Genomic DNA, 14,770 nt, shown 5'->3' with positions numbered 1-14,770 from the left:
GAAAAAAGGAAGCATATGCTTAATGATCAATTTGGTCGGCAGTTTAACTATTTGCGCCTCTCAATAACCGATGTATGTAATTTTAGTTGTAGTTATTGTTTACCAAACGGATATCAGTGCGATACGCCGCGTAATTTTTTAAATAAAAATGAAATTAGCACGCTTGTAAATGCGTTTGCAGAACTAGGTACTAAAAAAGTGCGTATTACAGGTGGCGAGCCGTGTTTACGCAGTGATGTAACCGATATTATAAAACTCTGTAAAAATACGCCAGGCATAGAAAAAGTAGCTATTACTACCAACGGGTTTAATTTATTAAAGAAAATTGATGAGTTTGCAGAAGCCGGGCTTGATGCGCTTAATGTCAGTATTGATAGTTTAAATCCGAGTATGTTTAAACTCATAACAGGGCACGACAAACTTAATCTTATTTTAAAAGGGATTGAACGCGCGGTAGATCTGGGCATAAAAGATATAAAAATAAATGCAGTGCTTGCCAAGCAGTTTAATAAAAACCAATTGAAGGATTTTTTAGCGTGGGTAAAACAACACAAAGTTACAGTGCGCTTTATAGAATTAATGGAAACCGGTAACGGCGCCACCTTTTTTGAAGAAAACCACTTAAGTGGGCAAACGGTTAAAGCCCAATTACTCGACCAAGGCTGGTTACAAGTCGTTAGGGGGAAATTAAATGGACCAGCAGAGGAGTTTTGTCATCCTGATTACGATGGTCGTATTGGTTTAATAATGCCGTACAGTAAAGATTTTTGTAAAAGCTGTAATCGCTTAAGGGTGTCGGCGCTGGGTAAATTACACTTATGTTTATTTGCAGAGCAAGGTATAGATTTACGCGAACTGCTAAACGAGGATGATACTGCAGCGACCGTAAAGGCAATTCGAGCCGCTATGGGCAATAAAGAAATAAGTCATGAGCTAGATAAACGCTTAACAGGTGCGACAACTCACTTAGCCATGTTAGGCGGCTAATATGAAAGCTAATATAAAATCTAATATGAAAGTTAAGCGAGATTTTACAGGCGTTGTGCTTGCTGGTGGTAAGTCATCAAGAATGGGCACAGACAAAGCCGATTTAGTTTTAAAAAATAAAACGCTATTGCACAATGCGTGTGATTTATTAAAAGACGTAGGCGCTAAAAACATACTAATAAGCCGCAACGTTACAAATCCAGTTAAATCATCGAGCCAATATTCACCGAGCGATTATCCTTCAGAAAAGTACGTTAAAGATATATACCCAAATAGTGGACCCCTTGGCGGAATTTACTCAACATTAATAGCCACCGATCACGATTTACTTATTACTGCGGTAGATATGCCTCTACTTACGAGTAGTTTGTTAAGCACAATTGTGCTGGCTTCTCAGTCAAATAAAGTACAAAGTGTGAGCAATCAATTAAATCAGTCACAAATACATGCTTGGCACTTTGAAAATGAACCACTACCGCTGTATATTCGTAATACAAGCAGTGTAAAAAATCATTTAAAACACATACTCACAAACGCAAACAGTCATAAGTCAATAAAACAGTTTACCCAAAGTATTGGTGTGCAAACGCTTTTATGTAATAAAACGCATGCATTAATAAACACCAATACGCCGGCGCAATTTAAAGCTGTAAATGAGCATTTTGACCAAAGCATTAATCAATTAAGAAGAACATTATGAGCCACACAACTGAGTCACAAATAGCATTAAACATTGCCGTAATGACGGTAAGCGATACACGCGATGAAATTACTGACACCTCAGGTCATTACTTAATTAAAGCGCTAACTGAAGCTGGTCATCACTTAGCTGATAAAGACATAGTTAAAGACGACGTCTACCAAATGCGTGCAGTGGCATCGCAGTGGATAGCCGATGACACCATTCACGCTATTTTAGTGACTGGCGGTACAGGTTTTACTGAGCGCGATTCAACACCAGAGGCATTTTCGCCGCTGTTTGATAAAAGCGTAGACGGTTTTGGTGAGCTATTTAGGCACATATCGTACGGCGAAATTGGTAACTCTACTATTCAATCTCGTGCATTGGCAGGACTTGCTAACAACACCGTTATTTTTTGCATGCCAGGCTCTACAGGTGCATGTAAAACTGCGTGGACAGGCATAATAAAAGATCAACTTAACTCAATGCATAAACCGTGTAACTTTGTACCGCACATTACCATTGGTAAAAAGTGTGAATCGCGTGAGCAATAGTATGTTAAGCCACGTTGACGAAAACGGCCAAGCTAATATGGTTGATGTATCGCTCAAAGACGTAACCTTGCGCGATGCCTCAGCTGAAGCATTTATTAGCATGAGTAAGCTTGCCTTTGAACAAGTAATGCTTAATCAAAACAAAAAGGGCGATGTGCTAGGCGTGGCACGTATTGCGGGTATTCAAGGCGCTAAAAAATGCGCTGATTTAATCCCGCTTTGTCATCCGCTTGCACTTAGTAAAGTCGCTGTTGACTTTGAACTTGATGAAGAAAATAGCCAAATTAAAATAACCAGCTACTGCAAACTTGCCGGTAAAACGGGGGTTGAAATGGAAGCGTTAACAGCGGTATCTGTGGCTAGCCTTACTTTGTTTGATATGTGTAAAGCAGCCGACCCACTAATGGAAATTAGCGGCATGCGCGTTACTCAAAAAGCAGGGGGCAAAAATGGTAGTTGGCAACGCGATTAATCCAAACGATGCAATATCTAGCGCCGGGAAAGTAGAGTTATTGTTTTTTGGGCAACTAAAAGAGCGGTTAAAGTGCAGTAAATTAAGTCTTGAGATTACGCAGCCGCTTACTATTTCAGAGCTTAAATTAAGATTAGTGAGTCAATACCCGCACTGGCAACCGTGGCTGGAGGAGCGTGAGCTACTTGCAGCGCTTAACCAAACTATGTCATCAAGTGATGAAATAGTGAAAGCAGGGGATGAGCTTGCCTTTTTCCCGCCGGTTACAGGTGGCTAATGAGCATACATATTCAAGTACAAACCGATGATTTTAATGTAGGTGACGAGCACAATACGCTTTGTAGTAATAATAAAAGCGATGGCGCTGTTGTTACCTTCACAGGTTTGGTAAGAGAGTTCAGCAGTGGCGATAATGTTATTGCACTTGAGCTTGAACACTACCCTGGTATGACCGAGCAACTGCTTCAATCTATTGCAGAGCAAGCACAAACTCGCTGGCAACTGGCGCGAATATGTATTATTCACCGCGTTGGTTACTTAGCACTCGGCGAGCAAATTGTATTTGTAGGCGCAACGTCCCGCCATCGCCAAGCCGCGTTCGAAGGCGCACAATTTATAATGGATTATTTAAAAAACCACGCCACGTTTTGGAAAAAAGAGCACTTTAAAGACTCATCAAATTGGGTTGAGTTTAAACAAAGTGACAAACAAGCTATGGGTAGGTGGGAGTCTTAATGAAAATAATCTCTACTAATATCTCTAAAATAAAAACGGTAGTGTATAACGGCAAAGAGGTTAAAACCGGTATTTTTAAAACGCCAACTAACGAACCTGTTGTTATTGAAAAGCTAAATATAATAGGAGATGAGCAAGCTGATTTAGTTAATCACGGCGGGGTTGATAAAGCGGTTTATGCGTTTTCGCACAATCATTATGATTATTGGAAACAAACCCTCGAGAATGATGATTTAGCTGTAGGTGCCTTTGGCGAAAACTTCACGATTTCTGACCTTGATGAAGCGAATATACACATAGGTGACCATATTCGAATTGGTACTGCACTGCTTGAAGTAAGCCAGCCTCGTGTGCCTTGTTTTAAACTTGCTATCGCCCTTAATAATAAAAACAGTCTTAAGCTGTTTACGCAGTATTACTGCACTGGCGTTTATTTTAGGGTACTAGAGCAAGGCGTTGCAAAAACGGGTGATAGTGTTGTTATCGAGAAGAAAGCCTCGCACGACATATCAGTTAAAAAACTGTTCCAGGCATTTTTTGATAAAAAATACGTAGGTTATGAAGACATACTTGTAGAAGCATTAACTTTGCCAGAGCTTGCTGTAGAGTGGCAAGAAAAGCTAAAGAAGAAGCTTGCTATTGAAAATGAATAAAGCAGTTTAAAACTGTTCTATTCCCGCGCTATCACTCTTTAAAAAGTGTTGCTGCAACCTATTTATTAAACTTTGAAGAACAGGTCCTGTTGATTGGCTTCTTGAAACAACGCATCCCACAGGAGTAAGCCAACCGCCTTGTTCATGAGTAACGGGTAGCGTTATCACTTCAGCTTGGTTTATATACTTCTTAATAGCAAACTCGGGTACAAGCGCCCAACCAATACTCTGAACTACTAAGTCGATAAGGGTTTGATGTGTATTTGCGTACCAAATCCTAGAGCTAATTGCGTAGCTAAACCATAACTCTTTTTGGCTAAGGCTGCGATGAACACATTGCCTATGGGCTTTTAAATCATTGCTTGTTACAGCCTTTAGCTTTGCAAGCGGGTGTTCTGGTGATGAAATCGTTAAAAATCGAGCTTGACCCAATAGAAAAAAATCCATATCAACTTTTAGTTCCCCATCACTATAAATGATACCTAGTTGTGCTTTTCCTATTTTTACTAAGTTTTCTACATCGTCAGTTGTTGTCGATATTATTTCGAAATTAGTAATCGGGAACTGATCAGCAAGTGGGGTAATCACTTTTAAAATATCTTGATTATTTAGGCTTTCATCAATAGCTATAATTACCTCATGCTCATAATTTTTTGCTAATGCATCCACTTTTTGGTCAAAATATTTTTGCTGATGAAGTATAGAGTATGCGACAGGTAACAATGCCTTACCGCTAATTGTTAAGCTGGGTATATTTTTATTACGCGTAAACAATGTTTGATTAATCGCTATTTCAAGATTAGAAATAGCTTGGCTAATTCCCGATTGTGCACGGTTAAGCTTTCGGGCTGTTGCCGAAAAAGATCCTGTTTCTACCACGGTTACAAAAATTTTTAGTTGCTCAAAACTATACATATCATTCAACTTAAAGGTGAGTACTTATTTGCTCATCTTATCACTAAAGGTGATGGCTACTAACTTTGCAAATAATTAAATTATGTCACTATTATTTTCTTTAATTATTTGGCGTAAAAGGGGTTAATTATGGATGCAAAAATGGGGTCGCTAGAGAGGATGTTTCAGGCTGTTTTGTTTGAAGTATTAGCGGTAACGCTGTCGATTATTGGTTTGGCTGTATTTACAGAGCATGCAATATCGGCTTTATCGGGCACTATGATTATAATTGCAACGATTGCGATGTGTTGGAATTTTGTTTTTAATTGGTTTTTTGACAAAGTAGCTACCGGTGCAAAAGAGCAACGATCTGTATTATTCCGTATTTTTCACGTGATTTTATTTCAAGGCGGGTTACTTGTTTTTACTATTCCCGTAATGGCGAGCATTTTAAACGTAGGCTTATGGGAAGCATTAATAATGGATATCGGCGTAACTTTTTTTATAACCCTTTACGCTTTTACTTTTAACCTAGTGTACGACCACACACGAGCCTATATTTTTCGTTCAAAAAATGCTGCATGTTAATACACTTTTTAAATATGGGATGACTTAACAAAGTTTGTATTTAGCTGCTGGTGTATTTGCCAATGCACCAGCACTTTTAGAGGCGTAATATCACCCAAGTTTGCTTTATAGTGGCAAAAAACTAATAAAGGATTTTTTTATTAAAAGCGAACAAAGTTAAGCATAAATTATTATTTATAGAGGACCTAGTAAAAAAGATAAAACCTGCTATACCTAATGTTATAAATACTATAATTATTATAGTGTTATTAAAAAACTGTTGGGTTAGTAGCTAAAATAGGTATCGTATATGAATATCTCCAGAAAACTGATGCTTATTGTGATTTTAACAGCTGCAGAGGTAAGTATTACTGTTTACTCAGCTTTTGAAATAGCTAAAGGGGCTAAGTTTCACCAGCTTAATTTTCTTCACTTAAAATATACTCATCAACTTACCAAGTCAGTTAAAAAAATAGAAAATGACCTCCCCATAGATATAAATACCATTGAGTCAGATATATTGTTAATTAGGCAGCAACCGATTGAATGTATTGAACAAATAAACCCGTTAAATTATGCTGTTATGAAATTTATTAACACAGAGCAAACTTTAACAATTTGTGAAAAAGATATAGAAATTGCGGATAAAACACTACTGTCAGTTACTCAGTATAAAAAAGGTGAGCTCAGTAGAGATGATTTTTTACTAAACCTTAATGTTGCACTTGTCAGCTTTAACAAACACTCTGAGATGTTTGAAGAACCAATCAGAAAAACAGTATCGTTTATACTAATGACGTTAATCCCACTTGTTATCGTCATATCCTTTTTTAATATTATTTTTATAAGTTACCTTTCTCGTACTATATCCAGCTCTATTCGAAATCTTACTCTGCTCTTATCAAGTAAACCTGAAAGCAATATTAATCTAGATGATGAGCTTGATATAAAAACATCGGGTGAATTAAAAGCACTCGTTATCGCGGCCAGACAGCGGATTAAAAATGATCTTTTAAATATTGAAAACAGTATTGAACTCAAAGAGATTATAAATAGCCAAACAGCTTCCCTGCAGCAAGCAAATGACGAACTTGCACAGTTTGCTTATCGAGCTTCTCATGACCTGAAATCACCGTTGTCAGGGGCTAAATCCCTAGCGCATTTTGTTATTGAAGATATAAAAGCAGGAGATACTGAAGAGGCAAGTCGAAATGCATTGGTTATCTATCAACAAATGGAAAAGTTAGAGACACTTGTTGTTGATATTTTATTATTAGCTAAAGCTGAAATTGGTAGTGAGGATAGAGATGTAATTGACTTTAATCAGTTAATTATTGATATGAAAGAGCGACTCACTTGGCTTATGAAAGATAATCCTTGTACGCTTGAGACAACAATTAATCTATCAGTACCTATAAAGTCAGAAAAAGCGCGTTTTGCTCAAATTATTGAAAACTTAATTTCAAACGGGTTGAAGTATTACGACAGAAATAAAGACTCTCCTTATGTCCGCTGTGATATTTTCAATGAGCAAGAGACGTTTTTTATTACTGTTACAGATAACGGAATGGGAATACCACAAAAGCATCAAGGTGAAGTGTTTGATATGTTTAAGCGATTTCATGCACAGACGAGTACGGGCTCTGGTTTAGGGATGGCGTTGGTTAAAAAACATATTGAGTACTTAAACGGTGAAATATCACTGCAAAGCTCTGATAAAGGCACAACATTTAAAATAGTAATACCATTGGATAAGCTAATATGACAAAAATTAAACCTCCTATATTAATTGTCGATGACAACGAAGTTGACCGGTATATTCTAAAAAGGCTAATAAAAGAAGCCAAGTTAGAGCTTACGATTTATGAAAAAAAAGACGGTCAAGAAGCGTTAGAATTTCTCGAAAATTATGAATCGAATAGAATAAAGTACCCTGATGGATTTCCTCCAATTCTTATATTTTTAGACATTAATATGCCAAAAGTTAATGGCATTCAATTTTTAGAGGAGTTCTCTAAACTCAGAAAAATGATAGAGATAAGCTCGTGTGTAGTTATGATGTTTAGCTCATCAGAAAGAGAAGAAGAAAAAAAGATTATAATGTCACACGACTTTGTTAAAGGTTACCTTGTAAAAGGAAGTTTTCAGGCAGCAGAGTTAAAAGAAAAAGTGATGGCTGTTATTGGTCAGCATTTAGATAAATTGTACTAGCTCAGACTTGATCTGACAGTTACCCGTTTTTTAATCGGTGACTGTCAGTCTAGATTTGAGCTAAATTTTTCTCAGCCCAGATCAATTTTCCATCTAATAAAGTTTCTAATGGCGTTCTGCCACAGCATATTTTTCCTTGATGAGTTCGGTCATTATTGTAATAAATCATCCATTCGTCCAGATCCTTTTGCAATTCCGCTAATGAGCTATATAGCTTTTTACGGAATGTAACTTGATAGAATTCATTGAGTATCGTTTTGTGGAAGCGTTCGCAGATACCATTTGTTTGCGGTGACATAGCTTTGGTTTTTGTATGATCGATATCATTAATAGCCAGATATAACTGGTAATCATGATGTTCGACTTTGCCACAATATTCAGTGCCTCTATCGGTTAGAATACGTAGCATGGGAAGCTCGTACTGTTCGAAGTACGGCAGTACTTTGTCGTTGAGTATGTCAGCCGCAGTAATTGGCGTTTTCGTGGTGTAGAGCTTAGCGAACGCTACTTTGCTGTATGTATCAACGAAGGTTTGTTGGTAGATACGCCCAACGCCTTTGAGATTACCCACGTAAAATGTATCTTGAGAGCCTAGATAACCTGGGTGAGCCGTTTCAATTTCACCACACGCTTCGTCATCATGTTTTTTCTTTTCAAGCGCAGCTACTTGAGCGTCGGTGAGAATGATACCTTCGTTAGCAACTTTATTTTCTAGTGCCTTGAGACGCTTTTTGAAGTTCTCTAGGTCATGACGTAGCCATATTGAACGAACACCGCTGCCAGAAACGAATACGCCTTGTTTTCTGAGTTCATTACTCGTTCTGTGTTGGCCATGAACTGGATAATCGACAGCGTATTTAATGACGGCTTGTTCAGTTGCTTCATCAACTCTATTTTTTAAGTTTGGCGCTCTACGACTTTTATCAATTAACGCATCAAGTCCACCGTCTTCGACGAGTTCTTGATATCGATAAAATGTATCACGGGATACGCCCATCACTTTGCAGGCTCTTGATACGTTGCCAAGTTCTTCTGCAAGATTAAGTAAACCCGCTTTGTGTTTAATAATTGGATTGTTAGTATGTAGCATGAGAGTTACCTCTTATATGTTTTGATTTAAAGATTCGACACCTTTTATCAAAACGGGTAACTCTCACTTTTTCAAGTTGATGTGTCAGATCTTGTCTGAACTAATACAGATAAATACAGCTGATTTGTAGGTATTTTAAGTTTTAACCCATTAGGCTGTGCCAATTGAAGAGCCTTTAGTTTGAGTATGTGGCTCAAACCAAAGGTTTTTAGCTTAAAGTTATATAGGTGTCTGATTTAAGCTTCAATTTTACAGAGGCTCAAAATAACCTATTTATTTAAGGATGATTTTTCTACAATAGTCATCGAGTATTAAGTTAATCTCGTTTGCAGGCATAGGTTTTGAAAATAGAAAACCTTGCAAGTAGTCTATGTTTAGTTTTTTACATAGCTGATGTTGGGCTTTCGTTTCGATTCCTTCAGCTACCACAGAAAAATCTAATTTTTTTAGCATTAAAGATAAACTCTCGATTATTTTTAATCGCTTATTATTTTCTCCATCCAACGACTGCATGCTTTTGTCTAATTTTACTATATCAATAGGGTAAGATATTAGATGAGATATGGATGAGTACCCCATACCAAAATCGTCCAAAGCAATCCTAAATCCCTTGTTAGACAAAGAAGTTAATATCTCAATCACTTCTTTACTATTTTCCATAAAAGCTGTTTCTGTTATTTCAAGAATAATACTGCTGGTTTTTAAGTTGTATGTTTTGATTGTCTCTAATAAATAGGTCTCTAAAATCTTTTTTTGTAGCTGAATAGGTGAAATATTAATAGATAGTGTTAACGGCGTTTCATAGCTTTGCTGCCATAAAGATAACTGCTCTAAAGCGCTCGCAATTATCCACTTTCCAAGTGGATCAATTAAACGACACTCTTCAGCAATAGGAATAAACTCATCAGGGGTATAATGAATGGTTGTATCTGGCCAACGGACCAGTGCTTCAACACCTGTCATCATTTGTGTTTTAGAACAGTAAACAGGTTGATAAAATAACCTAAAGTTTTTTTCCTCTATGTGCTCTTTTATACTATTTTGAATATCTACCCGGCGACTAAATTCGTACTGATATTGCTCTTTGTAAAAGCTAATTCTACTTTTACCACTTTGCTTTGAGCGATACATTGCAATGTCAGCACATTTTAGCAGTTCATGCGATTCAGTCGCATCGTTTGGGTATAAAGCACTTCCTATACTAACACTGCAATTTAAAGTTCTACCTTCATGCAAAAAGGGTTTAGACACTTCAGCTAGTATTCTATTTGCTATCATACCTATTTGATTAATATTGCAAATTCCACCTATTATAACTGCAAATTCATCGCCTCCTAAGCGTGCAAATCCTTCATTTTGTCTCAGGCAACTATGAATTCTTTCTACTGTTTGTATTAAAATTTCGTCGCCGACACTATGGCCAAGCGTATCATTAATATTTTTAAAGTTATCTAAATCTAAAGCAAGTAACGCCACGCAGTTTTTTGCACGTTTATTGTTAGCTATCATTACTTTTAGTATTTCTTCAAAATGATATCGGTTAGACAAACCAGTAAGTTGATCCCTTTCAGCCATATGCTTTACAGCAAGATAACTATTGTGCATACGTTGTTCTGCCTCGAAGCGTTTTTTGGCATATATAAGCGCTTTATTTAAACTATCCCTCGTTATATCACCTTTTGGTAAAAAGTCTTGAGCGCCGGCTTCTATACACTCAATAGCTAAAGCTGAATTCTCTGAGGAACTAATCATGATAATTGCGGTGTTACCTAGTTTAGGCTTTGCACGCATTTCAATTAGCATTTCAATGCCATCTTCTTTCGGCATATTATAATCGAGTAGTATTATATCAAAGTGCGTGTTTTCAATGGCGTCCAAGCCTTCTGAAACGCACGTTACCTCGGTTATATCATGATGGTGAGAGCCGTCAGAAATAAGCATCTTTTTAATTAATTTGCGATCAACTAAGTCATCATCAACAATTAAAATATTCATACGTTCCTTCTAAGAGCAGCTAAATTATGCTCGTTTATAATTGATAATTTCATAGTTAAACTTTGGGCCAAAAAATAGTAAATGTACTGCCAAGCTTTCCATCGGAGGCTACTTCAATTTTGCCCCCATAATTGATAATGAGCTTATTGGCAATACAGAGTCCGATACCGCTCCCTTCAACATCATCTCGAGATTGCAATGTCTGAAATAACTTAAATATGAGTGAAAAATACTTAGGGTCAATTCCTGGACCATTATCTTTTATTTCAATAATGTAATATTGATTAGAGGGGGTAAGTGAAATATCGATAACCGAGTGCTCTTTATTGTTATGTTTTATTGCATTACTAATAAGATTTTGAAAAACAGTTTTAAAAGGGATCAGTGGTATATCGAGTACTTCGTGATTGGCGTGTATATTTACAGTGACAGTTTGAGGAACTTCTAAAATTTGTTCTATATCTTGGTAAAGACTTTCTAAAGATATGTTTGCACGAGTTGAATCACAGCTATTTATTCTCGAGTAGCTTAGTAAATCTTCTAGCAGTACTTGCATTCTATTAGCTCGGCTGAGCACAAGCTGAAAATTTTCTAGGTGCTCCTGAGGGAGTAAATCTTTGCAATCATCATAAACCCATTCTAATAAACGTTTTATAGCATTTAATGGTGACTTGAGATCGTGTGAAGCAATACTGGTAAATTCATCAAGTTCATCGCTCATTTTTTGTAATTTTTTAATTAAGCGATCTTTTTCAGTTTCGTCTTCTTTGTTTTGCTCGCAAATTGTTGAGTTAAACTTAGCACTGTTTATTTTATCTAATAAGGTTTTACGTTGAACCAACTGATGTACAAAGTTTTTTTGTAAACTATTTAAAATTGATTTTTCTTTTTCTGTAAGTTGTGAATCACTTGCTCGCTCGAATATCAACCATCCAAACTTAAGACCTGAGGGCAAAATAATAGGCGATATAACTCTAAATATTTTAAGGTCATGCTCAATAATCGATTCATTAAAAATATCATCAGATAGTTGCTCTTTAGCTACTGCTATTTCTGAACCTGATTTATATAGCTCAACGACACCTGCAGGCAGATTAGCAACAATAGAAAATGAGCTCGCATCAAAAATGTTTAAAATTAGCTCAGCAATGTTTTCTATGTTTGTTTGAATGTCATTATCAAGAGAAGTTGTTAACTGCTGCTCACCTATTAATAATACACCTTCTATATAACTCTCTACATTGGGCATTCAAACTCCTACAACAGTATTAAATATGCCTCATTAAAATGAGATGCAACAAATGATTAACTTATTGTAGTTGATTATTTTGAGTGCGTTGAATAATTTGCATTATAAATAGACGTCAAATTAGAGTTTTACCTTATTGTAGTCAGCAGGTTATGAATCAATTTTAAAATAAGGCAAAACTCAATCTGGGTGTGAAATTTGTAACTTAATAAATAACTATTATTTAGGGTAGTGTTCTTACTAAAGAGCAACATGCCCAAGTAAAAACATCATATTTAATCGCTCAGTTGTACAATTTTTTGCGCTACGCTAAATAAGGTTTTATGCGTATCCATTGCTTGTTTTTGTAGCTGTTTATGGGCTTGCTCTTCGGTGAGCTTTAACTGCTCAATAAGTATGTACTTGGCTTGGTGAATAACCTTTTGCTCACTAATAACTTTTTTAGCGTCAAGTAACGCTTGGTTTATTTGTTTAATATGCTGGCTTTGCTCGATAATTAAATCGTACATACTTTTATTACTATTGAGCTTATCGGCCGCTATATTTTGGCTTATTTCTGGCTCTGGTTGCTTAATGGCTAATTGCCCAAAAGTCGGGGCTATGTGCTGCTCTGCCATATTGTTAAGTACTTGCTTATTTGTATTTAAACTACGTTGAGCACAGGCTATTTGCATTGCTGCGGTATCAATTAATTGATCTGCTATGTTTTGTTCAATTTTGTGCATTATATCTATGCGCGTAGTGGTTACTTCATACCATACTTCGCTTAGTTGCGAGAGCGGTTGAGCATTCTCGTCATCGAGTTTTTGCAGCAAACTTCTAAGTTGCTCTACCTGATTATTAACCTGATGTGTTGTTAACGAGGCAAAGCATTTTAAAAGATGCGCATCGGCGTACTCATTAAAAAAGTCAAAACTGTGGTTTTGCTCTTGTACAAAATGCGCGAGTTGTTGTTTTTGCTCAGTGGTAAATTTACTCGCGGCAAATGCTTGTGCACCACAGGCACGCTCTTGTCCTGCATACTCTTTACCTTGCATAAAGTTAAAAAATGCAACTAATAAACGCGTTATTTTAGGATCGCTTGCGCCATCTGCTGCCTCTAAAATAATATTGAGTAAACTAGCAATTAGCTGCGTGAACGACTGCGTAGCATGCACTGCACTAATGTTTTGTTGTGCTATTTGGTTGCGTAATTCGGGCAATGCGTCAAGTGTTTGCAGGCTATAGGTAATTAAATTAAATAACCGAGTATGACCAGTATCGGCGTTGTCGTTTATAAATGTTTGTTTAAGAGAATCATAAAATGCAGTTTGTGCGCTGCTGCTTAAAGGGATTTGTTCTTGTAATTGGGTTTTAAATCGCTCGCGATTTGAGGCCAAAAATATATTACTCATTGCACGTTCTTTTTGTAACTGATGTACAAAATCGCCTAATTTAGTAAGCGAGGCACAACTGTTTTGTAATTGCTTTAGCGCGTGTATTTCTTGATACTTAGCCGCTAATAAAAACTGTTTTGTGAGAGGATTGCTTGTCGCCATTGGTACTATTCCACACTTTTTTGTTTTTAAAGTGCAACCACTGTTCCAATCATTAATAAATTTCATCATTGAATTTAAAATCAAGCTAATACAATTGCTTAAAGTGTTATTTTTTTTTGTCACTGTGTTTCTATAATTTAACTTGCCATTACTTTTAACTTATTTGGTGCATTTAAGTATGTTATTGCACACAACTTGAACCCAAATTAAAAACAAAAAAAGCGCCTACTCCTGGGGAGGTAGTAAGCGCGAAAAGTGCATTATTCATTTTACGTCATGCGTTAACATTTACACTGTTTAGTAACTCAGGACTAATAGCCATTTTATGATTTATTACTTCACCAATCATAATTAGGGTAGGGCCTTGAAGGTTGTGTTTAGCATGCTCATTTACTATTAGTTCAAGCGTACTGGTAATTACCTTTTGCTTAGTAGTAGTGGCATTCTCTATTAGTGCGATGGGTGTATTACTTGGCCAGCCCACTGATTGCAAACCGCAGCTTAGCGTTTGTAAGCGCGAAAGCCCCATATAAACCACTAAAGTGGGGTTGTTGTTTGCAGGCATAAACGCGTAATTTTGCCAATGAGGTTGCTTGTTAGGATCGGCAAACTGCGCTGTTAAAAATGTAACACTACGCGCTACATCGCGTGCAGTGAGCGGAATACCCGTATAAGCGGACGTAGCACAAGCCGTTGTTACACCCGGAACAATAGCAAAATTAATATTATGCTTACTAAGCGCATCGGCTTCTTCGTTAATACGTGCAAATATACTCGGATCGCCGCCTTTTAAACGCACTACGTTTAAGCCTTGTTGCGCGTATTTAACCAGTAGTTCGCAAATGTTAGCTTGGGTCATCGAATGTTTACCCGCACGTTTACCTACAAATACTCGCTGTGCTTTTTTAGGAAGCGTTTTTAATAAATCATCGCTTACTAACCAATCGTATAAAACAACATCGGCGGTATTAATTAAACGCTGCGCTTTTACTGTAATTAGCTCAGCGTCTCCTGGGCCGGCACCAATTATGTAAACATTGCCGCTTTTGACGCTGCGACTATTTGAGCTTGTTAGCTTAGTAACAAGCTTATTTAGCCACACGCTTTCAATACCCGAAAAATAAGACAGTACACTCATACTAT

The 14,770-nt window shown here is 36.9% G+C and carries 16 protein-coding genes; 10 read left to right on the top strand and 6 right to left on the bottom strand.

Annotation, left to right across the window (positions count from 1 at the left end):
• The first annotated feature begins 15 nt into the window (after positions 1 to 15).
• The 7 genes from moaA to FFU37_RS08065 are packed head-to-tail and all read left to right on the top strand — an operon-like array spanning position 16 to position 4,083.
• The gene (gene moaA / locus FFU37_RS08095; RefSeq protein ID WP_138489215.1) at positions 16 to 987 is read left to right on the top strand and encodes a GTP 3',8-cyclase MoaA; all 972 of its coding nucleotides are present in this window, start codon (positions 16 to 18) and stop codon (positions 985 to 987) included.
• Positions 988 to 1,012: 25 nt separating this feature from the next.
• Positions 1,013 to 1,687, top strand: a complete 675-nt coding sequence (mobA, locus tag FFU37_RS08090) for a molybdenum cofactor guanylyltransferase (protein ID WP_370659397.1) — start codon at positions 1,013 to 1,015, stop codon at positions 1,685 to 1,687.
• Positions 1,684 to 2,223: a molybdenum cofactor biosynthesis protein B gene (moaB, locus tag FFU37_RS08085; RefSeq protein ID WP_138489213.1), complete on the top strand. Its 540-nt coding sequence runs from the start codon at positions 1,684 to 1,686 to the stop codon at positions 2,221 to 2,223. Before mobA ends, moaB begins: the two co-directional genes overlap by 4 nt.
• Before the next feature lies 1 nt (position 2,224).
• The gene (gene moaC, locus FFU37_RS08080; protein ID WP_002959838.1) at positions 2,225 to 2,695 is read left to right on the top strand and encodes a cyclic pyranopterin monophosphate synthase MoaC; all 471 of its coding nucleotides are present in this window, start codon (positions 2,225 to 2,227) and stop codon (positions 2,693 to 2,695) included.
• Complete coding sequence (locus FFU37_RS08075) at positions 2,673 to 2,972, top strand: MoaD/ThiS family protein (protein WP_039488090.1); 300 nt, start codon at positions 2,673 to 2,675, stop codon at positions 2,970 to 2,972. Before moaC ends, FFU37_RS08075 begins: the two co-directional genes overlap by 23 nt.
• Positions 2,972 to 3,430: a molybdopterin synthase catalytic subunit MoaE gene (gene moaE / locus FFU37_RS08070; protein ID WP_138489212.1), complete on the top strand. Its 459-nt coding sequence runs from the start codon at positions 2,972 to 2,974 to the stop codon at positions 3,428 to 3,430. Before FFU37_RS08075 ends, moaE begins: the two co-directional genes overlap by 1 nt.
• Positions 3,430 to 4,083: an MOSC domain-containing protein gene (locus FFU37_RS08065; RefSeq protein WP_138489211.1), complete on the top strand. Its 654-nt coding sequence runs from the start codon at positions 3,430 to 3,432 to the stop codon at positions 4,081 to 4,083. The genes moaE and FFU37_RS08065 overlap by 1 nt, the downstream gene beginning before the upstream one ends.
• 6 nt (positions 4,084 to 4,089) lie before the next feature.
• On the opposite strand, the gene FFU37_RS08060 is transcribed toward FFU37_RS08065, so the two are convergent.
• On the bottom strand, positions 4,090 to 4,998 hold the full coding sequence (locus tag FFU37_RS08060; protein ID WP_002959847.1) for a LysR family transcriptional regulator: 909 nt from the start codon (positions 4,996 to 4,998) through the stop codon (positions 4,090 to 4,092).
• 129 nt (positions 4,999 to 5,127) lie between these two features.
• Between FFU37_RS08060 and FFU37_RS08055 the strand changes: the two genes are divergently transcribed.
• From FFU37_RS08055 to FFU37_RS08045, 3 genes are all read left to right on the top strand, one after another.
• Complete coding sequence (locus FFU37_RS08055; RefSeq protein WP_217496775.1) at positions 5,128 to 5,565, top strand: PACE efflux transporter; 438 nt, start codon at positions 5,128 to 5,130, stop codon at positions 5,563 to 5,565.
• A gap of 310 nt (positions 5,566 to 5,875) precedes the next feature.
• Positions 5,876 to 7,309: a sensor histidine kinase gene (locus tag FFU37_RS08050; protein WP_239022721.1), complete on the top strand. Its 1,434-nt coding sequence runs from the start codon at positions 5,876 to 5,878 to the stop codon at positions 7,307 to 7,309.
• Positions 7,306 to 7,755: a response regulator gene (locus FFU37_RS08045; protein WP_138489209.1), complete on the top strand. Its 450-nt coding sequence runs from the start codon at positions 7,306 to 7,308 to the stop codon at positions 7,753 to 7,755. The genes FFU37_RS08050 and FFU37_RS08045 overlap by 4 nt, the downstream gene beginning before the upstream one ends.
• A gap of 49 nt (positions 7,756 to 7,804) precedes the next feature.
• Here FFU37_RS08045 and FFU37_RS08040 read toward each other — a convergent pair whose 3' ends face one another.
• The 5 genes from FFU37_RS08040 to cobA all read right to left on the bottom strand — a co-directional run bounded on the left by FFU37_RS08040 (position 7,805) and on the right by cobA (position 14,765).
• A complete protein-coding gene (locus tag FFU37_RS08040) occupies positions 7,805 to 8,845 on the bottom strand; it encodes an IS481 family transposase (protein WP_138489208.1) in 1,041 nt (346 codons plus the stop codon).
• Between the two features lie 273 nt (positions 8,846 to 9,118).
• The gene (locus FFU37_RS08035) at positions 9,119 to 10,840 is read right to left on the bottom strand and encodes a two-component system response regulator (protein ID WP_138489207.1); all 1,722 of its coding nucleotides are present in this window, start codon (positions 10,838 to 10,840) and stop codon (positions 9,119 to 9,121) included.
• Positions 10,841 to 10,895: 55 nt separating this feature from the next.
• Positions 10,896 to 12,089, bottom strand: a complete 1,194-nt coding sequence (locus FFU37_RS08030; protein WP_138489206.1) for a sensor histidine kinase — start codon at positions 12,087 to 12,089, stop codon at positions 10,896 to 10,898.
• Positions 12,090 to 12,364: 275 nt separating this feature from the next.
• Positions 12,365 to 13,627, bottom strand: a complete 1,263-nt coding sequence (locus tag FFU37_RS08025) for a nitrate- and nitrite sensing domain-containing protein (protein ID WP_039489629.1) — start codon at positions 13,625 to 13,627, stop codon at positions 12,365 to 12,367.
• Positions 13,628 to 13,901: 274 nt separating this feature from the next.
• Positions 13,902 to 14,765, bottom strand: coding sequence for a uroporphyrinogen-III C-methyltransferase (gene cobA / locus FFU37_RS08020; RefSeq protein WP_138489205.1), 864 nt, complete (start codon positions 14,763 to 14,765; stop codon positions 13,902 to 13,904).
• Positions 14,766 to 14,770 lie beyond the last annotated feature (5 nt).

The sequence above is a fragment of the Pseudoalteromonas distincta genome (genome assembly GCF_005877035.1).
GTDB lineage: Bacteria > Pseudomonadota > Gammaproteobacteria > Enterobacterales > Alteromonadaceae > Pseudoalteromonas > Pseudoalteromonas distincta.
The sequence above is the reverse complement of the archived record's forward strand: the minus strand, read 5'-3'. Positions and strand labels throughout refer to the sequence as shown.